Source organism: Pusillimonas minor (assembly GCF_014237865.1).
Classification (GTDB): Bacteria; Pseudomonadota; Gammaproteobacteria; order Burkholderiales; family Burkholderiaceae_B; genus Neopusillimonas; species Neopusillimonas minor.
This window is the reverse complement of the sequence record NZ_JACJUU010000005.1, coordinates 89101-111337: the sequence shown is the minus strand read 5'-3', so window position 1 is coordinate 111337 and position 22237 is coordinate 89101. Positions and strand designations below refer to the sequence as shown.

Below are 22237 nucleotides of genomic sequence, written 5' to 3'. Positions count from 1 at the left end.
TCCAAACATTTCGGGCCGGTAGTATTACCGGCCCGATTTTTTTACAAAAAGTGATCGAGCAGTCGTCGGCTATGCCGGTCGAGCGATGACAGCGACTTCAGCAAGAACTGCACCCCGTGGTTGTCGGTGATCAGCAGGGTAGAGGCGTTCAGGCGCCGGATGTCTTCTTCACCTTTGAGGGTCAGGCGGGTGGGGCCGCGGTCGGTGTCGATGTCCCAGGTGCTGGGCGTTGCGCGACTTGATATCCGCAAAATACGCAGGATGGCCGGCGTAAATTCGCGCTGGGTCAGGTCGGACTCGATCAGGGCGCGGGTGGCCGCATCAAGGGCATCCAGGCGGGCAATTTGCGCCAGCTCCTTGCCCTCGGGGCTGACCAGCGAAATGGCTTCGGCAGGGGCAGTAATGGGGAAGTTGCGTACCGCCGATACCCGACAGGTTTGACCGTCGTGGCGCAGTTGCAAATGGCCCATCGCATCGCGTGCCAGGTCCGGGTTATTCGTCGTTGTCATGGCTTTCGCTGCCGGCCGATGCCGGTGGGTGATCGTTAAGTTGTGATTGCGCATGGTACAGGCGCGCATAGGCGCCGTTCTTGGCCAGCAAGTCGTCGTGGCGACCGGTTTCTACCACTTGTCCCTTGTCCATGACGACCAGTCGGTCGGCCTTGCGCAGCGTGCTTAGCCGGTGCGCAATAGAAATGGTCGTACGGCCTTTGACCAGGTTGTCCAGCGCTGTCTGGATTTCCTTCTCGGTGGTGGTGTCGACCGATGACGTTGCTTCGTCAAGAATGAGGATGCGCGGATCGATAAGCAACGCGCGTGCAATGGAAATGCGCTGGCGCTCGCCGCCCGATAACGCCTGCCCGCGCTCACCCACCAGCGAGTCGTACCCATGGGGCAACCGCAAAATGAACTCGTGGGCGTGGGCCGCCTTGGCCGCCGCAATAATGTCTTCACGCGAGGCTTCGGGTTTGCCGTAGGCAATGTTTTCGGCAATGGTGCCGAAGAACAAGAAGGGCTCTTGCAGCACCAGCCCGATATGGCGGCGATATTCGGCGATGGGCAGGTCGCGGATGTCGACGCCATCGATGCGGACGCTACCTTCGGTGACGTCGTAGAAGCGGCAGATCAGGTTGACCAGCGTGCTTTTACCCGAACCGCTGTGGCCCACCAGCCCGATCATTTCACCCGGCCGGATGTCGAGGCTGAGGTTATGAATGACTTGCCGGCTGCCGTAACGAAAGCCAATACGGTTCAGTTGCAGCCCACCTTCAACCCGCGTCAGGTGTTTGGGCTTGACGGGTTCGGGGACGCTGGACACATGGTCGAGAATGTCGAAAATACGTTTGGCGCCGGCCGCGGCACGCTGGGTGTGCGACACGATCCGGCTCATGGCATCGAGCCGGATATAGAACCGGCTGATGTAAGTCAGGAAGGCGGTCAGTACCCCTACCGTGATTTCTTCGACCGAAACCAGCCAAATGCCAAAGCCCCACACCACCAACAATCCGATTTCGGTCAAGAACGTAACGGTGGGCGAGAACAGCGCCCATAAACGGTTGACCCGGTCGTTAATGACCAGATTGCGGTCGTTGGCATCGCGAAAGCGCTGTACTTCACGTTTTTCTTGGGCAAAGGCCTTGACCACACGAATGCCGGGGATAGTGTCAGTCAGTACGTTGGTCAGTTCTGACCAGACCCGGTCAGCACGTTCGAAACCATGGCGAAGCCGGTCGCGGACAAGATGAATGAGCCAGGCGATGAACGGCAGTGGAATGAGTGTGACAACCGCCAGCCACGGATTGATCGAGAACAAAATGATGGCCGTCATGACGATCATCAGGACGTCGGTTAAAAAATCGAGCAGGTGCAACGATAAAAAGACGCAGAGCCGGTCGGACTCTGACCCGATACGGGAAATCAGGTCGCCCGTACGCTTGCCGCCAAAGTATTGCAGCGACAGGGTTTGCAGGTGCTGGTAGGCGGTGGTGCGCAGGTCGGCGCCGATGCGTTCGCTGACTTTGGCCAGCAGGTAGGTGCGGCCCCAGCCCAGTACCCAGGCCAGTAACGACGCCAGCAACAACCCCCCAAGGTAGTATTTGACCAGGGCCCAGTCAATAGGCACGCCGTTCTGGAACGGGATGAGTACCTTGTCCATCAGCGGCATCGTCAGATACGGAGGGACCAGCGCCGCAGCCGTTGAAGTGATGGTGAGCACAAACCCGATAAACAAGGGCCACTGGTAGGGGCGGGCAAAGCGCCAAAGCCGGAACAGCGCCCAGGTTGATGGCGGGCTGACAAGGTTTACCGGTGCGGCGATCTCGGGCTGCGCGGTCGTCGCGTCATCGGTAACGGGGTCGGACGCGAGACCTTGCTTGCGGGCGGCGAACAGGTCAAGCAATTGTCTTGCGGCGGGCCCGTGGCTTAACGTGTAGTGCCAGCGGCCGATGGTGGCTTGACCGTTGTGCAGGCTGAGGTGGCCCACGCCATGCTGGTCGACGTGGTCCAGTTGGCTCTCGGGTGACAGCGCATGCGCGTCCCAATCCTGGCCGGTGTGCCGCGCCAGCAGGCGCAGGTTGGTAAGTACCAGTATGCCGGCCCGGAAGGTCATGTCAGCGTCCAGGTCCAGGGGCATCCAGCCGATCAGGCGTTCATCCGCCAGAAGTTTCGTCTGGATCTGGTCGAGCCATTCGCGCGTGTACTGCCCGGCTGCGGGCAAGGTTATAGAGGTGGGGGCAGTCATGAAAGGTGCTTGAGGCGGCGAAGACCAGGGCAAAGGGCGGGTTTATGCAGATTTGCGACATTATCGCGTCAGACGTGATCCCGCGCGAGTATTTTGTTGCACAGTTGCAGCGGCAGGAGTCTAATTTGTGCACCAGAATTCTCTGGGTTCCAGCGTGTCTCTTTTGCCGTCCTCCGGCTTTCTCTCATGTCCAGAAAACAGATCAATATCCTTCGGATGTTTTCTTTGCGCGGCCCCAGTATCTGGGCGTATAGACCTTTGCTTGAAGTCTGGGTCGATATCGGCGAGCTCGAAGATTACCCCTCCAACCTCTTGCCTGGTTTTAACGAACGTCTGGCAGTCTGGTTGCCCGGCCTGGTTGAGCACCGCTGCAGTGTCGGCGAACGTGGTGGTTTTTTACAACGTTTGCGCGACGGCACTTGGCCGGCGCATATTCTTGAACACGTTGCTCTAGAGCTGCAAACGCTGGCGGGTTTCCCGGGTGGCCTGGGCCGTGCGCGCGAAACATCGGTGCGGGGCGTCTACAAGGTGGTGGTTCGCGCCTGGTGCGAACCTCTGACCCGCGAGGCCGTACTGGCTGCGCGCGACCTGGTCATGGCGGCCATAGAAGACCAACCCTACGACGTCGATGCCATCGTTGAAAAATTACGCGATATTGCGACCGATTTGCGCTTGGGGCCAAGTACCGAGGCCATCGTCAATGCGGCCGACGATCGCGACATTCCCATGATCCGTCTGAGCGACGAGCACAATCTGGTACAGCTAGGTTACGGTGCCGCACAGCGTCGCATCTGGACAGCAGAAACCGACCAGACCAGCGCGATTGCCGAGGGCATTGCGGGTAATAAAGAACTCACACGCCGAATTCTGGGTCGTTGCGGTGTCCCGGTGCCTGAAGGGCAAGAGGTTGATTCGGTGGATGAGGCCTGGGAGGTGGCGACCGATCTGGGGCTGCCGGTGGTAGTCAAACCCACCGACGGCAATCACGGTCGTGGCGTTTTTACCAACCTGACCACGCGTGAAGAAATTGAAACCGCCTATGCCGTTGCGGTTGATGAAGGCAGCGGCGTGCTGGTCGAGCGTTTTATTCCGGGCGACGAGCACCGCTTGCTGGTTGTGGGCGACCGGATGGTGGCTGCCGCCCGTGGCGACGCGGTAAGCGTCGTTGGCGACGGGGTTAACACCATCGAAGCCTTGATCGAGCTTCAGATCAATTCTGACCCGCGTCGGGGCAGCGATGAAACCCAGCCCCTGAATGTTGTGCGCCTCGATTCGGCGGCCCGCCTTGAAATTGGCCGTCAAGGCTACGACGCGCAATCGGTGCCTGTCGCCGGCAAGCGTGTCCTTATTCAGCGCAACGGCAATGTCTCGATCGACGTCACCGACAAGGTACACCCCACAACCCGCGATCTGGTCGTGCTTGCGGCGCGGGCTGTGGGCCTGGATATTGCGGGCATTGACCTGGTCGTCAGCGATATTGCGTTGCCGTTGTCTGCCCAGGGCGGCGCCATTGTCGAAGTCAATGCCGGGCCGGGGTTGCTGATGCACCTGAAGCCTTCGGCCGGCGAGGCCCAGCCGGTTGGCGAGGCCATCATCAACCACCTGTTTCCGGGCGATACCAACGGCCAGATCCCCGTGGTGGGTATCACGGGCAGCCGTGGCAAAACAACGGTGTCGCGCATTTTGACGCATTTGCTGCGGTTGCAGGGCTACTACATCGGGCTGGCCTGCAGCGACGGGCTCGTGTTTGATCGCCGACTGGTCAGTGCAGCCGATTGCGATGGCTGGGACTGCGCGCGCCGGACCTTACTGAACTCAGCCGTTCAGGCGGCTGTCATAGAAAACGGTGCCCGAACCATTCTGACCGAGGGGCTGGCCTACGAGCGTTGCCGTGTGGGTGTAGTGACCGGTATCGACGTCGATGAAACCTTGCCTGATCTTTACATTGAGGATGCCGACCAGTTGTTCAAGGTGTATCGCACCCAGGTCGATGTGGTGCAGAAGCAGGGCGCCGCTGTGCTGAATGCCGACGACCCGGCCGTACTTGAAATGGCTGATTTGTGCGACGGCAGCGTCGTTCTTTTTGGCATGTCGGCAGGCAGCGAGGCCATCGCCGCGCATCGCGCCAATGGCGGTCGGGCAGTGGTCACCAAAGACGGCTGGATCGTCATGCTGGACGGCGCCGAGCAGTCGGTGCTGACCGAGCTGGCCATGGTGCCCGTGACCGATGCCGGCACCTCTGCAGCACTGACGCTGTCCGTGCTTGCCGCCGTTGCAGCGGCCTGGTCGTTGGGCGTGCAAACCGAGGTCATTCGCGCGGGTATTCAAACCTATGGGCATGCCGCTTCCGAAGGCATGGTTCAAAGCGGGTCGGCCGTCTCGCCGTCCGTTCATCCTTGACGAGGTCTGTAGTCGATGGAAATTACACGTATCAGGGCGCTGCGTGGCCCGAATCTTTGGGGTCGGCAGACATCGATCGAAGCCGTAGTGGCCTGCGATTCGAACGAGCAGGATATCGAGGCCATGGATGGTTTCGAGGTGCGCATCCGTGCCCGCTTTCCGGACATCGATATGCTGAAGCCCGCCGGGCAGGAGCAACCCTTATCCATGGCGCACGTACTGGCCAGTGCCGCATTGCGATTACAGGCGTTGGCGGGTTGCCCGGTTTCTTTTTGCCGGGTAGCGCCTACCTTCGAGCCCGGTGTTTACCAGGTCATTGTCGAATATACCGAAGAAGAGGTTGGGCGTCAGGCGTTGGATGACGCTCGTGAGTTATGCGATGCCGCATTGGCCGACACGCCGTTCGAGCTGGCGCCCGTGTTGTCGCGTTTGCGCGAGATGGACGAAGACGTGCGTCTTGGGCCCAGCACCGGCGCCATTGTCCAGGCGGCGCACCGCCGGGGTATTCCTTATCATCGCCTAACGCAAGGCAGCCTTGTGCAGTTTGGCTGGGGGCGTCGCCAGCGGCGTATCCAGGCTGCCGAAACCGACCGCACCAGCGCCATTGCAGAAGCCATTGCGCAAGACAAGGCGTTGACGAAACGTTTGCTGGCGTCTGCCGGGATTTCGGTGCCCGAAGGCCGCATTGTGCAAGAGGCCGAGCAGGCGTGGGAGGCCGCACAGGCAGTCGGCTTGCCGGTCGTGGTCAAGCCGCGCGACGGCAACCAGGGCAAAGGGGTGGCTGTTAATTTGCAAAGCCGCGAAGCGGTGTTGCAGGCCTTTAGTGTCGCCGCCGATATTTGCAATGACGTCATTGTCGAACGTTATTTTCCCGGGCACGACTTTCGGTTGCTGGTGGTCGGCAACCAATTGGTGGCCGCAGCCCGGCGCGATCCGCCGCAGGTCATAGGCGACGGTGTACGCACCATTGCCGAACTGGTTGAGGCCGTTAATGCTGACCCGGCGCGAGGCGAAGGCCATGGCACGTCGCTGACGCGTATCCGGCTCGATGACGAAATCGCTCTTGCGACCTTGGCCCGACAGGGCTATACGCCGGGCTCAATCCCCGAAAATGGCGTATTGGTTACGCTGCGCAATAACGCCAACCTCAGTACGGGCGGCAGCGCTACCGATGTCACCGACCAGGTGCACCCCGAGCTGGCCGAAGTGGCCGTGGCGGCTGCGCGTATGGTGGGGCTGGATATCTGTGGCATTGACCTTGTGGCGCAGAACGTCTTCGAGCCCCTGACCCAAGACAATGGTTGTATTGTTGAAGTCAATGCCGCACCGGGGTTGCGCATGCATCTGGCGCCTTCTTTTGGCAAGCCTCGCCCCGTAGGCGAATCAATTATCGATGCCATGTTCACCGAGGGCGAAACGGGTCGTGTGCCGATAACTGCGGTGGCCGGCACCAACGGTAAAACCACCACAACCCGTTTAATCGCTCACCTGTTGGGGGTTACCGGCAAGTGCGTGGGCATGACCAATTCTGACGGCGTTTATGTGGGTAACCAGTGCATAGATACCGGCGATTGCAGTGGGCCGCGCAGTGCGCGGCATGTATTACTGCACCCCTATGTTGATGCAGCCGTGTTCGAAACCGCGCGCGGCGGCATTCTGCGTGAAGGGTTGGCTTTTGACCGCTGTGACGTTGCGGTGGTCACCAACATCGGCGTGGGCGATCATCTGGGGCTTAACTACATTACAACGGTCGAAGACCTGGCTGCTGTAAAGCGTGTCGTGGTCGAGAACGTCGCGCCAACGGGGAGGGCCGTTCTGAACGCCGCCGACCCGATTGTGGCCGGGATGGCCGCCAATTGCCCGGGCCAAGTTATTTTCTTTTCGGCCGACCCGTCCCACCCTGTGCTGGCCACGCATCGTGCGCAAGGCCAACGGGTGGTGTTTGTCGAGCCCGGCCGCATCATCCTGGCCGAGGGTGCATCAGAGCAAAGCTTTGCGCTGTCAGGTATTCCGCTGACGCAAAACGGACGTATTGGTTTTCAGGTTGAAAACGCCATGGCCGCGATGGCGGCCGCCTGGGCGCTGGGCTTGTCCTTCGAAGACATGCAAAAAGGTTTGGCATCGTTCGTCAACGATGCGCAAACCGCGCCCGGCCGCTTCAATATGTTCAGCTATAACGGCGCGACCGTGATTGCCGATTACGGGCACAACCCCGACGCTATGCTGGCGCTGGTGCAGGCCGTTGACCAATTGCCTGCAACGCATCGCAGTGTTGTCATCAGCGGTGCCGGCGATCGCCGCGACGAAGACATCACCCGCCAAACCGAAATTCTGGGTGACGCCTTTGATGAGGTTATTCTTTACGAAGACATGTGTCAGCGCGGCCGTGCCGAAGGCGAAGTGGTGGCCTTGCTGCGTCAGGGGTTGGTCGGTGCCAAGCGTGCGCGTCAGATTGACGAAATCCATGGCGAGTTTGTGGCCATCGATCTGGCCTTGCAGCGTTTGCGGGCAGGTGACTTATGTCTGATACTGATTGATCAGGTCGAAGAGGCGCTGGCGCATATTGCCCGCAGGGTGGCTGAAGCGGCCTGATCGTTTTGCAACGATAAGGGAAACGTTTTGAAAGCTGCCTGGTATACGCAAAATGGTGCGGCCACCGATGTGTTGTCGGTAAGCGACTTGCCCCAGCCTGTGGCCGGCCCCGGCGAAGTCCGGGTGCGGGTCCATACGTCAGGGGTTAACCCGTCCGATGTCAAGTTTCGTCAGCGTCGTCCGCTTGATTTTGACCGCATCGTGCCGCATAGCGATGGTGCGGGCGTAATCGACCAGGTCGGGGCGGGCGTTGATCCGGCGCGCCTCGGGCAGCGGGTTTGGCTCTGGAATGCGCAATGGGCGCGCGCCTGGGGCACAGCTGCCGAGTATGTCGTGCTGCCCGACGTGCAAGCTGTACCGTTGCCTGACGCCATCGATTTTGCCGCGGCCGCCGGCTTTGGTATTCCGTTGCTGACGGCTGTTCAGGCGATTCGGTTGGCCCAAGACCTTACCGGTCGAACGGTGCTGGTGACGGGGGCGGGCAACGCCGTGGGGCATTACGTCACCCAGCTGGCGGTTCAGGCGGGTGCTCGGGTACTGGGCACGGCAGGTTCCCCCGAAAAGGCTACTCACGCACAACAGGCCGGTGCAGACGCGATTATCAATTACAAAACAGACGCGGTTGGCGGGCGAGTGCTCGATCTCACCGATGGGCAGGGGATCGACGTCATCATCGACATGGATTTCTCGTCAACGGCAGCGTTGTTGTCTGAAAACGTTCTGAAGCGTCACGGGCGCTACGTGTGTTACGGGTCGAACACAACAGGCGTGTTGCCCATCGATTTACGCACCTTGTTGTGGCATTCGAACAGCCTGCATTGTTTTTTGGTTTACGACTTGCCGGCTGCCGACCGCGCGGCCTGCCTGGGCATTGTCAATGGGCTGTTGCAGTCTGGGGCGCTGCGCCATTCGGTCGCCGCCCGCTTTGCGCTCGATGACATCGTCAAGGCGCATCAAATGGTCGAGTCGGGCGCGAAGCTGGGGACGGTTGTTGTAGACATTGCGCATAGCTGAATACGCAGTGTCGTGGGCGGTTGCTGCAGGTTTTATGGCGGCGACCTGCCTGCGTTGCAGACGCGCTTGCCGTAATGGCGGGTCGTGCTTACTGCTCGTGCGACATCAGCCTGACTGAAATTTCCCGGGTGGCTTGCGATAGCTGGGCCAGATGTTTCTTCACCATTTGCTCAACGCTGGCCACTTTGTCCATCCAGGTCAGGTTGACCACCGCCACGACTTCTTCGCCCGCCCAAACCGGGACAGCAATCGAATCGCGTCCGTCGTTGAACTCCCGGCGGGTTTTGTCGTAGTGCCCGCCAAAATCTTCCGTACGAATGCCATAGCCCCGGTTGCGGGTTTCTTCCAGCAGGGTTGCAACTGCTTCCGGGCGTTGCGCCAAATAGTTGCCTGGCTCGTTGCTGGTGCGCAAACGCTGTAGTACGGCCTCACGTTCTGCTGCGCCGCAAAAGGCCAGATACGCGCGGCCGGTGGCCGAGCGCAGCATATTGACGCGAAACCCGATGGGGCCCAGTGGAATATGCGAAAAATACGAGCGCGGGCTGTTGGTTTCTATCACTTCCATGTGGTCAAGCCGGGGTACGGCCAAAATGGAAGGCCAATTCACCTTTTGACAGAGTCGTTCCAGAATAGGGGAGGCTACCTCAACCAAAAAGTTCTCGTCGTTGACCTGTGGCGGGCGGGGCTGGTAGGTGTGGCTGGCCATGAAGGCGCCGTCGGCCAGCCGCTGCCAGATCAGTCCGCGGGCTTCCAGCGTAGCAATAACGCGCGTTAATGTGGCTTTGGGCAGCCCCGTGGCCAGGTGCAGGTCGTGCAGGCTGGCGTTGCGTGAACGGTGCAGGTAATCCAGTACCTCCAGCCCCCGGTCAAGCGCCCGAATGGTTTTGACTTTGTACTCTCGCATCGCGCTGCTTTTCACCTGTTGAAAACTTGTTCGGCGATGCTAGCACCTTGCGCCGGGCATGGGCAACATTGAAAAAAACATAAAACGCTCGGAGACACGCTTCATACAAGGATATTAAGGGTTTTTACCTAGTTTCTTGTACTGTGCTTATGCTGTGGCATTTTGCCGGCAGGCCATGGTTTGTGAAAACTTTACGTCGTTCTCCGGGTGGGTCAGGTTCTAACCGGCACGTAGTGCCCACGGAGTATCCGTCATGAGTTTTACGCACGACGATGTGCAACGCATTATTCAGTTGCTCAACACCTCGCATTTCGATGAACTCCACCTCGAGGCCGACGGCATCAAGCTCGATTTGCGTCGCAACGGTGCAGGTGCTGCGCAGCCGGTGGCATCGGCAAGTCCTGCGCCGGTTCGGTCCGCCAGCGATGCTGCGCCTGTGGCTGCAGTGGGCGCGTCAGCCGCCCCGGCAGCTGGCAATAACGCGCCGGCCGCAACTGCCTCGTCCAACGCCCCTGCGGCATCCGGCGCCGCGACGTCGTCAGCAGCAGGCCTGATCGACGTGCGTGCGCCCATGCTGGGTGTTTTTTACCGGGCGCCCAAGCCGGGCGCCGATCCTTTCGTCGCACCCGGTGCCAAGGTCCAGCCCGATACGGTCATTGGCATCATCGAGGTCATGAAGCTCATGAACTCGGTGGCTGCCGAAGTCAGCGGCGAGGTAGTCGAGGTGTTGGCCAAAGATGGCGACCTGGTCGAGTACGACCAGGTCTTGATGCGCGTTCGCGCAACGCAGGGTTAAGTCATGATGCAGGCAGATCAAGCCGCCGTTCAGGGGCCGATTCGTCGGGTGCTGGTGGCCAACCGGGGCGAGATCGCCGTGCGCGTGTTGCGCACGCTCAAGCGTTTAGGTCTTGAAAGCGTACTGGTGGCGTCAACTGCCGATCGCGACAGCATGGGCGCGCAACTGGCCGACCGCACCGTGTGTATTGGCCCGGGCCGCGCTACCGACAGCTACCTGAAAATCGACACGATCATTCAGGCGGCCCTGTCTACCGGCGCCCAGGCTATTCATCCCGGCTATGGTTTTTTGTCAGAGCGTGCCGAGTTTGCGCAGGCCTGCGAAGACAACAACCTGGTGTTCATCGGGCCCACGGCCGAGCAAATCGAGCGGGTGGGCAACAAGCTCGAGGCCCGGCTGATTGCCGAGAAGGCCAATGTCCCCATCACGCCCGGCGGCCCGGTCGCCTCGCTCGACGAGGCGTTGGCCGTTGCCGACACTATCGGTTACCCCGTACTGATTAAAGCGGTGGGCGGTGGCGGCGGCCGGGGGTTAAAGCGCGCCGACGATCGCGATGCACTCGTCCGCTTGTTCGAGCTGGCCAGTGCCGAGGCGTTGGCCGCCTTCGGTGATGGCCGGGTCTATATTGAATGCTTCGTCACCCAAGGTCGTCATGTCGAAGTGCAGGTGCTGGGCGATGGCCAATCGGTCATTCACCTGGGCGATCGCGATTGCTCCGTCCAGCGTCGCTACCAGAAGCTGGTCGAAGAAGCGCCGGCGCCCAACTTGCCAGACGCCATGCGTGCCGGGCTGCACGCGGCTGCCGTGCGCTTTGCCGAATACATTGGTTATCGCAGTGCGGGCACCATCGAGTTTCTGGTCGATGTGCAGCGCGACCAGTTCTATTTCCTCGAAATGAATGCACGTATTCAGGTCGAGCACCCCGTCACCGAGCTGGTTACGGGTATCGATTTGGTACAGGCGCAGCTGGCGGTGGCGCAGGGGCATGCGCTGCCCTGGGTGCAGTCCGATGTTCGCGTAAATGGTCATGCCATCGAATGCCGTGTCAACGCCGAAGACAGCGACCGCGATTTCCAGCCCTCGCCGGGGCGCGTCAACACCGCACAGTTCCCGCAGCGTGCGGGCATTCGCGTCGATACTCACATGCAGGCAGGCGCAATGATTCCGCCGTTTTACGACTCGATGATTGCCAAGGTAATTGCTTATGGCGCTACCCGTGACGAGGCGCGACGTGCGCTGGCCGCAGCCCTGAACGACACGGCAATTGCGGGCGTTAAAACCAATATTGCCTTGCACCTCGATGTGTTGAATACACCCGAATTTACCGAGGGCGGTGTCGATACCGGCTTTTTGGGCCGCTACCTGGCCGACCGGGCCGCTATGGCACAAGAAGGTTAAACACCATGAAACAAGATCACGTCCAGTTTATTGACACCACCCTGCGCGATGGCAACCAAAGCCTGTGGGGGGCGACCGGCCTGACCACCGCCATGATGCTGCAAATCGCACCTGTGCTCGACCGCGTTGGCTATCACGCCCTCGACTTCAGCACCAGTACGCACATGGCGGTCACGGTGCGTTTCCACAAAGAAGACCCCTGGGAACGCCTGCGTTTGCTCAAGTCACGTTTAAAACGCACCCCGCTGACCTTTTTGTCTACCGGCATGCGGTTCATCTCATGGGAAACCGCTCACCCCGAGGTGATGGCGTTGTCGTACCAGTTGCTGGTCAATAACGGCATCGAGCGGTTCATGGTGATGGACCCGATGAACACCACGCAGGCGGTCATCGACAACTGTCAGGCCATTGCCAAGGCAGGGGCCTCCGAAATTGTCGGGGCGTTGGTGTATACCGTCAGCCCCATTCACGACGACGCTTTTTTTGCGCACATGGCGGCCCAACTGGCCGCCCAGCCTTTCATCAACCGGGTGTACCTTAAAGACCCCAGCGGTTTGCTCACGCCCGAGCGCGCACGCACCTTGCTGCCCGCCATCAAGGCGGCACTGGGTGACAAGCCCTTCGAACTGCACTCGCATTGCACCATAGGTCTGGCGCCGTTTACTTACCCGGAAGCCCCGTCGCTGGGGGTCGATACCTTGCACACGGCGGCTCGCCCGGCAGCCAACGGCACCAGCCAGCCTGCTGTAGAAAATGTCGTCAACAATCTGCAAGCCCGCGGTGTGTCGCATAATCTCGACCTCGACGCCATGGCCGAAGTCAGCGAATACTTTTCGCGCCTCACCAAAGCCGAAGGCCTGCCCGTCGGGGTGCCGCAAGAGTACGACGAGCGTTACTTTTCGCATCAGCTGCCCGGCGGCATGATTGGCACGATGCGTCGCCAGTTGCGCGAAATCCGTCAAGAACATCGCTTGCCCGAAGTCTACGAAGAAGTCGTACGTGTGCGGGCCGAACTGGGTTATCCCATTATGGTGACGCCGTTTTCCCAGGTCGTGGGCACCATGGCGGTCATGAATGTACTGGCGCCCGAGCGCTACGCCAACGTCCCCGACGAAGTCATTCGCTATGTGGTGGGGCGCTTTGGTACGCCGCCCGGCGAGGTCGATCCTAATGTGCGCGATCGTATCGAAAACATGCCGCGCGCCAAAGAATTGTTGTCTCAACCGCCCATGCCCGGCGTTGCCGAGCTGCGACAGCGTTTTGGCAAACACCTGTCCGACGAAGAGTTCCTGTTGCGCGCTGTCATGCCGGCCGATCAGGTCGATGCCATGGTCGCGGCCGGCCCCAGCCGGCAAACGTACAATCCTTCGGTAACCCCGGTCGAAAAACTGTTGGCCGAACTGGCCCGGCGACCGGACGTTACCCATGCCCGTATCGAACGAGCGGGCTTCCTGATGGAATTGCGCAGCCACAGCGTTGCAGGAGACATGTCATGACGCAGTCGTTGTTACACGACTTGAGTGCGGTAGAAGGTTTTATTTTTGATATAGACGGCACGTTGGCACTGGCCGACCGCATGTTGTCGGGGTATCAACCCTTGCCCGGGGCCATCGAGCTCATCAACTTGCTGAATCAGCGTCAAACCCCGTATGTGGCGTTTACCAATGGTTCAACCAAAACGCCGGCACAGTTGGCCAAGGCCTTAACCAGCGCGGGCATTCTGGTCAAGCCCGAGCGCACACTCACGCCGCCTGCAGTGGCCGTGTCGCTGTTCAAAAGCCGTCAGTACAAGCGTTTGCTGGTGCTGGGTGTCGAGGGCGTATGGCGTCCGTTCGAAGAGGCCGGGTTCGACATTGTCGTTTCGCCCGAGCGCGCCGACGATGCCGATGCCGTGCTGGTGGGCTGGCATCCCGAGTTCCGTCTCGACGACCTCGATGCGGCCTGCCGCGCGATCTGGGCCGGTGCGAATCTGTACACGGTATCCACGGCCCCCTATCTGGCCAGCCGTGAAGGCCGTACGTTGGGTATTTCTGGCGCACTGACCGCCGCCATCAGCAGCGTGACGGGCAAAGAAGCCGTTATCGTGGGCAAGCCGGCGTCAATCGCGTTCGACGTCGCCCGCGGCATTCTGGGTGTCGAGGCCTCGCGCATCGCCATTGTCGGAGACGACCTCTCGCTCGAGAACGCGATGGCCCAGCAAGGCGGTGCCGTATCGGTGGCCGTGCATACCGGGCTGGCAACGCCCGAAGATATCGATCGTTTGCCCCCCGGGCAGCAGCCGCATTTTTCTATCGCCGGCGTCAACGACTTGCTGGAGATGATTCGATGAGTGAAATTACCCAGACCCCCCGGTTGCTTTGGCAGCCCAGTGTCCAACAAATCCAGGCGTCGCGCCTTGATCATTACCAAACGTGGCTCGAAAAGACATTTGCCGTGCCCAAGGGCGAATACGAGGCCCTGTGGCGATGGTCCGTCGATCACCTCGACGATTTCTGGTTGTCAATCTGGCAATACTTTGATGTTCAGGCCGACGGTACCGTGCAACCCGTGCTGGGCGATCGCGCCATGCCGGGCGCGCAATGGTTTCCCAACACGTCGCTGAACTATGCCGAACATGTGTTTCGTCGCGCGACCGACCAACGTCCGGCGCTGATTTCGCGTCGCGAAGAAACCGGTGTCGAAGAAGTCAGTTGGGCGCAACTGACGCGCGACGTTGGCGCATTGGCCGCCAGTTTGCGTCGCCTGGGCATTGGCAAGGGCGACCGCGTGGTGTCTTACATGCCCAATCGCCCCGAGACCGTGACGGCGTTCCTGGCGTGTGCCAGCATTGGCGCCGTCTGGTCCAGCTGCGCGCCCGATATGGGTGTACGTGTTGTCACCGACCGCTTTCAGCAAATTGAGCCCAAGCTGATTTTTGTGATCGACAGCTACAGCTACAACGGCAAGCAGCACGACCGCGCGGCGTTGGTGTCCGAGTTGCTTGAGTCATTGCCCACTGTCAAGCAAGTGGTGCATGTGCCCGGCCCTATGGCTGATCGCGAAGGCGGTGTTTCGTGGCCCGGCCGCATTAGTTGGGCCGATATGGTCGCCCAACCTGCGCCATTGCAGTTCGAGCGCGTGCCGTTTTCGCATCCGCTATGGATTGTGTATTCGTCGGGCACCACGGGTCTGCCCAAAGCCATCGTGCACAGTCATGGCGGCATTATCCTGACCCACCATAAAACCATGGCGTTGCAGCACGACCTGCGCGAAGGCGACCGCTTGCTGTTTTTGGGCGGCACGGGGTGGATTGTCTGGAATCTGCAGGTGGGTGGTTTGCTGGTGGGCGCGACCGTGATTTTGTATGACGGCAACCCGGCATGGCCCGACAACCCGTCGTTGTGGCGGTTTATCGACGATTACGGCGTTACTTTGTTTGGTTGTGGTGCGGCGTATTTGATCAACTGCATGAAAGACAACCTGCAGCCCAATACGTTTGCCCGTCTTGCTGCCCTGCGGTCAATTAACGCCACCGGCTCGCCGTTGCCCACCGATGCGTTCGAGTGGGCTTATGCCAACATCAAGTCCGACCTATGGCTGGCGTCCATCAGCGGCGGTACCGATATTGCTTCCGGCTTTGTGGCTTGTGCGCCAACCCTGCCGGTGTATTCGGGCGAAATTCAATGCCGCGAACTTGGCGTAGCAGCCTATGCCTTTAATGAGCAGGGCGAGCCTGTTGTTGATGAGGTCGGCGAGCTGGTCATCACCCAGCCCATGCCCTCGATGCCGGTGTACTTTTGGAATGACCCGGGCAACACCCGTTACCTCGACAGCTATTTCGACGTGTTCCCCGGCAAGTGGCGGCACGGCGACTGGATTCGTTTTACGCCGCGCGGCACCAGCATTATTTACGGCCGGTCCGACTCCACCATCAACCGGTTTGGCATCCGTATGGGGACGGCCGAAATTTACCGTGTGGTCGAGGCGGTTCCCGAAGTGCGCGACAGCCTGGTCGTCGACCTCGAATACCTGGGGCGCCCATCGTTCATGCCGCTATTTGTGGTGCTTCACGACGGCGAGACCCTGACCGATGAACTGAGTGCGCGCATTGCCGAGCAAATTCGTACCAAGGCGTCGCCGCGTCACGTGCCCAACAAAATCTATCAGGTCAGCGATATCCCGCGCACCCTGACAGGTAAAAAAATGGAAGTTCCGGTACGCCGCTTGCTGCTGGGGTCGCCGGCCGAAAAAGTGGCGCATCCAGATGCCATGGCCAACCCGCAAAGCATGGGGTTCTTTATTGAATTAGCCAAAACGTTAAATACGGAATAGTTCAAACGTGGCGGCCCAAGAGCATAAAAACAGCCAGGGCGGCCATTCAGGTAAATGTGGAACAGGAGACAACGATGACCACGAAACCGAAAGTCCTTTTGATCGCCACCCTCGACACCAAGGCGACCGAAGCGCAATTTGTACGTCAAACACTCGAGTCGCAGGGTGTTGACGTCATTCACCTCGACGCCAGTATTCGTCGCTCGGTCACGCCGGGCGCCGAAATCACCCCCGAGCAGGTTGCCGGTGCCGCCGGTAAAACCATACAGGAAGTGCGCGACGTGAAACACGAAGGCAGGTGCCAGGCAGTGATGATCGAAGGGGCTATCAAGTCGACACTCGCCCTGCACGCGGCCACGCCTATCAGTGGCGTCATTGCCATTGGCGGTTCCATGGGCTCGACGCTGGGTAGCGCGGTCATGCAAGCGCTGCCCTACGGCTTGCCCAAAGTGCTGGTGTCCACCATGGCCTCGGGCTTTACACAGCCGTTTGTGGGCGCTATGGACATCAATATGTTCAACCCGGTGTGCGACATTGCCGGGCTCAACAGCATCACCCGCGAAGTCTTCCGCAATGCCGCCATTTCAGTGGCCGCCATGGCCAAGGCTTACACGCCCAAGGCCGCGTCCGACAAGCCTGTGGTGCTGATGGGTACTTTGGGCACGATCGACCGTTGTACGGTACGCATCCGCAAGCAGCTTGAAGACAAAGGCTACGAAGTTCTGGTGTTTCACACCTTGGGCACCGGCGGTCAGGCGCTCGATAAACTGGCGGCCGAGCGCGACATCGTGGCCGTACTTGAAACCTCGGTGGTTGAACATAACGACTTCCTGAACAATGGCTTGTGCAGTGCCGGCCCAGAGCGTTCGAAGGCAGGGTTGCGCAAAGGGGTGCCGGTGGTCTTTGCCCCCGGTAATGCCGACTTCATGGTGTCCGGCCCTATCGACATGGCCGAGCGCCAGTTTCCGGGCAAGCGCTATCACATTCACAACCGTGCACTGACGGCAGTACGAACCGAAGCCGAAGAGTTGCAAAAACTCGCCAATCACTTGGCCGGCCTGGTCAAAACCGAAGCCAAAGGTCCAGTGTCTGTACTGGTGCCTTTACAGGGTTTTTCCCATCATGACAGTCCCGAGGGATACCTGCATGACACTTCTTTATGTCCTGTCTTTTATGACGCGGTCAAAGCGGCAATGCCGTCAAATGTCACCGTCGAAAAGCTCGACTGCCATCTTAACGACGAGCAATTTGCCGATGCGGTGGTCAACGAGGTTTTGCGCCTTGTCGGTCAGTCTCACACGGCTGCTGCTTAAGCTTTGTGGTTTCAACGCCTGGGCCAGCCAGGGGCAGCGCCAGGCGTCAGGTTACAACTATGCCCACAACCCGGAGACAACAATGACAGTAAGAAAATGGACAACCCGGTTGGCCCTTGCGGCCAGCCTTTCAATGGTCGGCATGGCGGCACCGTCATTCGCCGAAGAAGCGCCCAAATCCATTCGTATCGGGTATTCGCTGGCTAAAAGCGGCCCCAATGCCCCCGGCGGCGACACCACCGTGCGCCCCAACTACGAAATGTGGGTCAAAGAGGTCAATGCCAATGGCGGCATCATGCTTAGCGCCTATGGCAAAAAAGTACCTATTGAAGTCGTCGAATACGATGATCGCTCCAGCACCGAAGAGGCCGTGCGCGCATCGAACGCTTAATTACGCAAGACAAGGTTGACTTGTTGCTGCCGCCGTGGGGTACGGCAGTCAACCTGGCGGTTGCGCCATTGTTCGACAAGCACGGCTATCCGCAGGTGGGTACGACCAACCTTACCGACAAGGCCGATCAGTTCGCCAAGCGCTGGCCCGGTCACTTCTTCCTGTTGGGCTCGGCCAGCATGTATGCTGACGCGCTCCTCGATGTTCTGGCCAATGCCAACAAAGATGGCAAAATCGGCAAGAAAATCGCCATGATCAGCGTTGCCGACGGCTTTGGCGTCGACTCGGCTGCTGCGACCCGCAAGGCTGCGGCCAAACATGGCTTCGAGATCGTGCTCGATAAAACCTACCCTGTCGGCAGCTCCGACCTCTCATCGCTCCTGAACGAGGTGAAGTCCAGCGGCGCCGATAGCTTTATTGCCCATTCTTACCCGCCCGATACCGTCCTGATCAGCGACCAGGCACGTGTTGTTGGTCTGAACCCTAAAGTGTTCTACACCGGCGTGGGTACACAGTTCCCGTTCTTCAAGGGCAAGTATGGCGCCGAAGCCATTGAGGGCCAAATGAGCGTGGGCGGCATCAACGGCGACTCGAAAGCCGTTATGGACTACCGTGCCCGCCACAAAGAAATGCAGGGCAAAGACGCCGACTACTGGGGTAGCCAGGTTACCTACGCCAGCTTGCAAATGCTGCAGCAAGCCATCGAGCGTACCGGCAAAATCGACCGCGCGGCCATCCAGAAAGAGCTGAAAACCGGCACGTTCGATACCATTCTCGGGCCCATCAAACTCGAAAACAACCAACTGCGCGGCATCTTTACAGTGGGCCAATGGCAAAACGGCGTTTTCCAGGGTGTTGGTCCTGCAAACTTGCCTGGCGCCAAGCCGGTCATCATCCCCAAACCCGAATGGAAGAAGTAATCGGGTAGTGCGGTCATAGGCATCGGGCGTGGCCCGGTGCCTATGTTTCCTGTCATTCCATAAAAACAGCGGGGCCGGCCTGGCCCGGCTGTTTTACAGGTGAATCCTATGTTGTTTGTTGAAATCGTTCTCACATCGCTGATGCTGGGTGGGCTGTATGCGCTCATCGCGATGGGGCTGACGCTACAGTACGGCGTTGCGCGCATCATGAATTTGTCGCATGGCGAATTCATGATCGGCGCTGCGTTTCTGGCTTACTGGTTTGTGACCAGCCTGGGCGTCAATCCGTTATACGCGCTGGCCATGGTGGTGCCGGCTGGTTTCGTGGTGCAGTGGCTGGTGTACCAAATTTTGCTGACGCCGCTGGTCAAGCGGGCGCCCAATGCCGACGCACTCGAGGTCGACAGCATTCTGGCCACGTTTGGCATTTTGTTCGTGATGCAGGGCATTGTGCTTATTCTTTTTGGCGGCAGCTATTACAGCTACGAATATCTGGCCATGCCGGTCAATGTGCTGGGCACGGCCGTGGCGGCTAACCGTTTGCTGGCTGCGTGTGCGGCCGTCGTTATCGGGTTGCTGGTGTATACCGTGCTGGTGCGGTCGCGCTGGGGTACGGCGTTGCGTGCCATGGCCAATGCGCCACGGTTCGCGCATTTGGTCGGCATCGACCCGCGCGCCATGGCGGCTTTTGCATTTGCGCTGGGCGGCGCGCTGGTGGTCGGGGCTGGTGTGCTGGTCAGTATGTTCTTGCCGTTCAGTGCGTCCATGGGTGTAGCGTTCACCATGAAAGCGCTGGTTATTGTCATTATGGGTGGCGTTGGCAATTTGCTGGGCTGCCTGCTGGCCGGCTTTTTGCTGGGGTTTGTCGAAACCCTGGTCTCTCGCTTCGTCGATCCGGGGCTGACCATGGCCGCAACCTTTGGTATTTTCCTGTTGGTGCTGTTGCTGCGTCCCCAGGGTATTTTCGGGAGGGCCGGTAAATGAGTCGCGCACCCACAGTCTTTTCGCCCGGGTTTGTGGCGGTGGCACTGGTGCTGCTGGTGGTCGCCGCATTGCCGCTGTTTGTAGAAAGCGGGTATTTCTTGTCGTACACCATCAATGTGCTGCAGTACGGTGCATTGGCCACGGCCTGGACGCTGTTCTCGGGCCCCACGCGTTATATTTCATTGGCCACCACAGCCTTCTTTGGTATTGGCGCCTATACCGTCGCCGTGTTGTCCGAAGTCCTGCCCTGGGGCGGCGTGCTATTGGTCGCTGCGCTGGTGGGCATTGTGCTGGCGCTTATTGTCGGGCTGTCTACGTTGCGCCTGTCGGGCGTGCACTTTGTGATTTTCACCTTCGGTTTGTCCGAGCTGATCCGCCAGTTGGTCACCTGGTACGAGGTCAACATCACCAAGTCTATCGGCCGGTATATCTTTCTCGACATCACCCAAGAGCAAATTTACTGGCAGTTGCTGGCGTTGCTGTCGCTGGCGTTGTTTGCCGGCTGGCTGATTCGCCGTTCGCGCCTGGGCCTGGCGCTGCGCGTTATCGGCGAAGACGAGCACGTTGCGCGGCATCTGGGCATCAACACCACGCGGGCCAAGGTTTTGCTGTTTGTGATCAGCGCCACCTTCATGACCCTTGTCGGTGCCGTCATGTCGCCACGCTGGACATACATCGACCCCGCCATTGTGTTTAACCCCATTGTGTCGTTCCAGGTGCTCATTATGTCGCTGCTCGGGGGCGTGGGGCATCTGCTGGGGCCATTGGCCGGTGTCATACCGCTTACTGCCTTGTTCGAGGTCTTGTCCGCCAAGTTCCCCAATCACTTCGCAGTCTTGCTTGGGGTCACGTTCCTGGTCATTGTTTACCTGGTGCCCAATGGCTTACTTGAACTGGTTCGCGGCTGGTTGCGCGCGTCGCGCCGGGGCGGAAAAGGGGGGCAGGCATGACCTTGCTGAAAATTCGCGATTTAAGAAAATCATTTGGCGGGCTGAAAGCCGTCGACGGGTTGAGCTTTGACGTTCAACAAGGCGAAGTTCTGGGGTTGCTGGGCCCTAACGGTTCGGGCAAAACTACTGCCATGAACCTCATCTCCGGCGCGCTCCGGGCCGATTCCGGCAGTATTTTGCTGGGCTCCGACGAGCTGGTTGGTATGGCGCCGCATCAAATTGCCCGGCTGGGCGTGGCGCGCACCTTTCAGCTGGTGCGGGTGCTGGGCGGCATGAGCTGTCGCGAGAACGTCGAGGCCGGCATGGCGTTCCGGCCCGACCACAAGTTTGGGGCCGCAGCCTACGACGAGGCCATGGCCTTGCTAGACACCGTCGGCCTGCGCGAGTTTGCCGAAACGCCCGCAGGCGACCTGACTTACATCGACCAGAAGCGGCTCGAGCTGGCGCGTGCGCTGGCCCTCAAGCCCAGGTTGTTGTTGCTTGACGAGTGGCTGGCGGGCTTGAACCCCACCGAACTTCAGGTAGGCATTCAGCTTATTCGCGACCTGCGCGCCAAGGGGCTCACCATTATTCTGGTCGAGCACGTGATGGATGCCGTTCGTGCTTTGTGCGATCGCTGCGTGGTTATGTTTGCGGGCAGCAAGCTGGCCGAAGGCGAAACGGCAACCGTGCTTGCGCAAGAAGAAGTCATTACCGCCTACCTCGGAGCGCCTCATGTTTGAAGTCAGTCAGTTGTCGGTGCGTTACGGCAAGCATCAGGCCCTCGATAACGCAGCCATTACGGTCAACGCGGGCGAGCTGGTCGTCATTTTGGGCGCCAATGGCGCCGGCAAATCTTCTATGTTGCGGGCCTTGGGCGGCATGCTCAAGCCCTTGCCCGGCGCCAGCGCCAGGCTCGATGGCACCGAGCTGCTGTCGGTGCCTGCCCATCATATTGTCGAACACGGTCTGGCCCTTGTGCCCGAAGGGCGCGGTGTGTTTGTCGACCTGACCGTTCGCGAAAATCTGCAACTGGGGGCGCTGACGCGTCGAGCCCGATCGGCCGAGGCCCAGAACTTGCAACGCGTGCTCGAATTGTTTCCGCGCCTGGCCGAGCGCCTGGCGCAGCGCGTGGGCACCATGAGCGGCGGCGAGCAGCAAATGGTGGCCGTGGGGCGCGCACTCATGTCTGCGCCAAAGGTGTTGTTGCTCGACGAACCCTCGTTGGGTTTGTCACCGCTCATGTGCCAAGAGCTTTTCCGGGCTATCGACCGCGTTCGAGAGCTGGGTGTGGGTATTTTGATGGTCGAGCAAAATGCCAAGCTCAGTCTCGAAATTGCCGACCGGGGTTACCTGATCGAAACCGGTCGCATCGTAGGCGAGGGCACGGCCGAACAGCTACGCGATGACCCGGCGGTGCAACGGGCATACCTGGGGTCGCACTAGCAAGCGCGTTATCAGGCAAGGCTTGTGCCAACCTGGTCTGCCGGCGCTGCGTTCGCGTCGGCAGACGACACCCGCTTGCATATCCAAGCTTGTAAAATCG

Annotated in this window: 18 protein-coding genes; 15 read left to right on the top strand and 3 right to left on the bottom strand. The window is 59.9% G+C overall.

Annotation, left to right across the window (positions count from 1 at the left end):
* Positions 1 to 41: 41 nt before the first annotated feature.
* Both GTU67_RS08485 and GTU67_RS08480 read right to left on the bottom strand, forming a co-directional pair.
* Positions 42 to 509, bottom strand: a complete 468-nt coding sequence (locus GTU67_RS08485; RefSeq protein ID WP_185779658.1) for a cyanophycin metabolism-associated DUF1854 family protein — start codon at positions 507 to 509, stop codon at positions 42 to 44.
* The gene (locus GTU67_RS08480; RefSeq protein ID WP_185779657.1) at positions 493 to 2739 is read right to left on the bottom strand and encodes a cyanophycin metabolism-associated ABC transporter; all 2247 of its coding nucleotides are present in this window, start codon (positions 2737 to 2739) and stop codon (positions 493 to 495) included. Before GTU67_RS08480 ends, GTU67_RS08485 begins: the two co-directional genes overlap by 17 nt.
* Before the next feature lie 186 nt (positions 2740 to 2925).
* Between GTU67_RS08480 and GTU67_RS08475 the strand changes: the two genes are divergently transcribed.
* Genes GTU67_RS08475 through GTU67_RS08465 form a run of 3 tightly spaced genes read left to right on the top strand, consistent with a single transcriptional unit; the run spans position 2926 to position 8745 of the window.
* Complete coding sequence (locus GTU67_RS08475) at positions 2926 to 5139, top strand: cyanophycin synthetase (RefSeq protein WP_185779656.1); 2214 nt, start codon at positions 2926 to 2928, stop codon at positions 5137 to 5139.
* Between the two features lie 15 nt (positions 5140 to 5154).
* Positions 5155 to 7731 carry a cyanophycin synthetase gene (gene cphA, locus GTU67_RS08470; RefSeq protein ID WP_185779655.1) on the top strand — a complete coding sequence of 859 codons (2577 nt, stop codon included), beginning with the start codon at positions 5155 to 5157 and terminating at the stop codon, positions 7729 to 7731.
* A 27-nt stretch (positions 7732 to 7758) separates the two neighbouring features.
* Positions 7759 to 8745, top strand: a complete 987-nt coding sequence (locus tag GTU67_RS08465; RefSeq protein WP_185779654.1) for an NADPH:quinone reductase — start codon at positions 7759 to 7761, stop codon at positions 8743 to 8745.
* A gap of 88 nt (positions 8746 to 8833) precedes the next feature.
* Here GTU67_RS08465 and GTU67_RS08460 read toward each other — a convergent pair whose 3' ends face one another.
* A complete protein-coding gene (locus GTU67_RS08460; RefSeq protein ID WP_185779653.1) occupies positions 8834 to 9649 on the bottom strand; it encodes a helix-turn-helix domain-containing protein in 816 nt (271 codons plus the stop codon).
* 253 nt (positions 9650 to 9902) lie between these two features.
* Here GTU67_RS08460 and GTU67_RS08455 point away from each other — a divergent pair, with 253 nt between their 5' ends.
* From GTU67_RS08455 to GTU67_RS08405, 12 genes are all read left to right on the top strand, one after another.
* Positions 9903 to 10445, top strand: a complete 543-nt coding sequence (locus GTU67_RS08455; protein WP_185779652.1) for an acetyl-CoA carboxylase biotin carboxyl carrier protein — start codon at positions 9903 to 9905, stop codon at positions 10443 to 10445.
* Positions 10446 to 10448: 3 nt separating this feature from the next.
* On the top strand, positions 10449 to 11843 hold the full coding sequence (locus tag GTU67_RS08450; protein ID WP_249417642.1) for an acetyl-CoA carboxylase biotin carboxylase subunit: 1395 nt from the start codon (positions 10449 to 10451) through the stop codon (positions 11841 to 11843).
* 5 nt (positions 11844 to 11848) lie between these two features.
* Entirely contained in the window at positions 11849 to 13339 is a 1491-nt protein-coding gene (locus GTU67_RS08445; RefSeq protein ID WP_185779651.1) for a biotin carboxyl carrier protein, read from the top strand.
* On the top strand, positions 13336 to 14172 hold the full coding sequence (locus GTU67_RS08440; protein WP_185779650.1) for an HAD-IIA family hydrolase: 837 nt from the start codon (positions 13336 to 13338) through the stop codon (positions 14170 to 14172). The genes GTU67_RS08445 and GTU67_RS08440 overlap by 4 nt, the downstream gene beginning before the upstream one ends.
* A complete protein-coding gene (locus GTU67_RS08435) occupies positions 14169 to 16154 on the top strand; it encodes an acetoacetate--CoA ligase (RefSeq protein ID WP_185779649.1) in 1986 nt (661 codons plus the stop codon). The genes GTU67_RS08440 and GTU67_RS08435 overlap by 4 nt, the downstream gene beginning before the upstream one ends.
* Positions 16155 to 16228: 74 nt before the next feature.
* Positions 16229 to 17467 carry a Tm-1-like ATP-binding domain-containing protein gene (locus GTU67_RS08430; RefSeq protein WP_185779648.1) on the top strand — a complete coding sequence of 413 codons (1239 nt, stop codon included), beginning with the start codon at positions 16229 to 16231 and terminating at the stop codon, positions 17465 to 17467.
* An 82-nt stretch (positions 17468 to 17549) separates the two neighbouring features.
* Positions 17550 to 17858, top strand: a complete 309-nt coding sequence (locus GTU67_RS15380; RefSeq protein ID WP_249417641.1) for an ABC transporter substrate-binding protein — start codon at positions 17550 to 17552, stop codon at positions 17856 to 17858.
* A 23-nt stretch (positions 17859 to 17881) separates the two neighbouring features.
* Positions 17882 to 18778 (top strand): ABC transporter substrate-binding protein, encoded by an 897-nt coding sequence (locus tag GTU67_RS08425; RefSeq protein WP_249417640.1) that lies wholly within the window; start codon positions 17882 to 17884, stop codon positions 18776 to 18778.
* Between the two features lie 108 nt (positions 18779 to 18886).
* Positions 18887 to 19762 carry a branched-chain amino acid ABC transporter permease gene (locus tag GTU67_RS08420; protein WP_185779647.1) on the top strand — a complete coding sequence of 292 codons (876 nt, stop codon included), beginning with the start codon at positions 18887 to 18889 and terminating at the stop codon, positions 19760 to 19762.
* Positions 19759 to 20712, top strand: coding sequence for a branched-chain amino acid ABC transporter permease (locus GTU67_RS08415; RefSeq protein WP_185779646.1), 954 nt, complete (start codon positions 19759 to 19761; stop codon positions 20710 to 20712). Before GTU67_RS08420 ends, GTU67_RS08415 begins: the two co-directional genes overlap by 4 nt.
* Complete coding sequence (locus tag GTU67_RS08410) at positions 20709 to 21434, top strand: ABC transporter ATP-binding protein (RefSeq protein WP_185779645.1); 726 nt, start codon at positions 20709 to 20711, stop codon at positions 21432 to 21434. The genes GTU67_RS08415 and GTU67_RS08410 overlap by 4 nt, the downstream gene beginning before the upstream one ends.
* Positions 21427 to 22137 carry an ABC transporter ATP-binding protein gene (locus GTU67_RS08405; protein WP_185779644.1) on the top strand — a complete coding sequence of 237 codons (711 nt, stop codon included), beginning with the start codon at positions 21427 to 21429 and terminating at the stop codon, positions 22135 to 22137. Before GTU67_RS08410 ends, GTU67_RS08405 begins: the two co-directional genes overlap by 8 nt.
* Positions 22138 to 22237: the final 100 nt, after the last annotated feature.

Coding starts and splice junctions, on each gene's coding strand:
- GTU67_RS08435 (WP_185779649.1), top strand. CDS start 14,169: ATGAGTGAAATTACCCAGACCCCCCGGTTGCTTTGGCAGCCCAGTGTC.
- GTU67_RS08460 (WP_185779653.1), bottom strand. CDS start 9,649: ATGCGAGAGTACAAAGTCAAAACCATTCGGGCGCTTGACCGGGGGCTG.
- GTU67_RS08445 (WP_185779651.1), top strand. CDS start 11,849: ATGAAACAAGATCACGTCCAGTTTATTGACACCACCCTGCGCGATGGC.
- GTU67_RS08405 (WP_185779644.1), top strand. CDS start 21,427: ATGTTTGAAGTCAGTCAGTTGTCGGTGCGTTACGGCAAGCATCAGGCC.
- GTU67_RS08455 (WP_185779652.1), top strand. CDS start 9,903: ATGAGTTTTACGCACGACGATGTGCAACGCATTATTCAGTTGCTCAAC.
- GTU67_RS08415 (WP_185779646.1), top strand. CDS start 19,759: ATGAGTCGCGCACCCACAGTCTTTTCGCCCGGGTTTGTGGCGGTGGCA.
- GTU67_RS08450 (WP_249417642.1), top strand. CDS start 10,449: ATGATGCAGGCAGATCAAGCCGCCGTTCAGGGGCCGATTCGTCGGGTG.
- GTU67_RS08430 (WP_185779648.1), top strand. CDS start 16,229: ATGACCACGAAACCGAAAGTCCTTTTGATCGCCACCCTCGACACCAAG.
- GTU67_RS08440 (WP_185779650.1), top strand. CDS start 13,336: ATGACGCAGTCGTTGTTACACGACTTGAGTGCGGTAGAAGGTTTTATT.
- GTU67_RS08480 (WP_185779657.1), bottom strand. CDS start 2,739: ATGACTGCCCCCACCTCTATAACCTTGCCCGCAGCCGGGCAGTACACG.
- GTU67_RS08410 (WP_185779645.1), top strand. CDS start 20,709: ATGACCTTGCTGAAAATTCGCGATTTAAGAAAATCATTTGGCGGGCTG.
- GTU67_RS08485 (WP_185779658.1), bottom strand. CDS start 509: ATGACAACGACGAATAACCCGGACCTGGCACGCGATGCGATGGGCCAT.
- GTU67_RS15380 (WP_249417641.1), top strand. CDS start 17,550: ATGACAGTAAGAAAATGGACAACCCGGTTGGCCCTTGCGGCCAGCCTT.
- GTU67_RS08475 (WP_185779656.1), top strand. CDS start 2,926: ATGTCCAGAAAACAGATCAATATCCTTCGGATGTTTTCTTTGCGCGGC.
- cphA (WP_185779655.1), top strand. CDS start 5,155: ATGGAAATTACACGTATCAGGGCGCTGCGTGGCCCGAATCTTTGGGGT.
- GTU67_RS08420 (WP_185779647.1), top strand. CDS start 18,887: ATGTTGTTTGTTGAAATCGTTCTCACATCGCTGATGCTGGGTGGGCTG.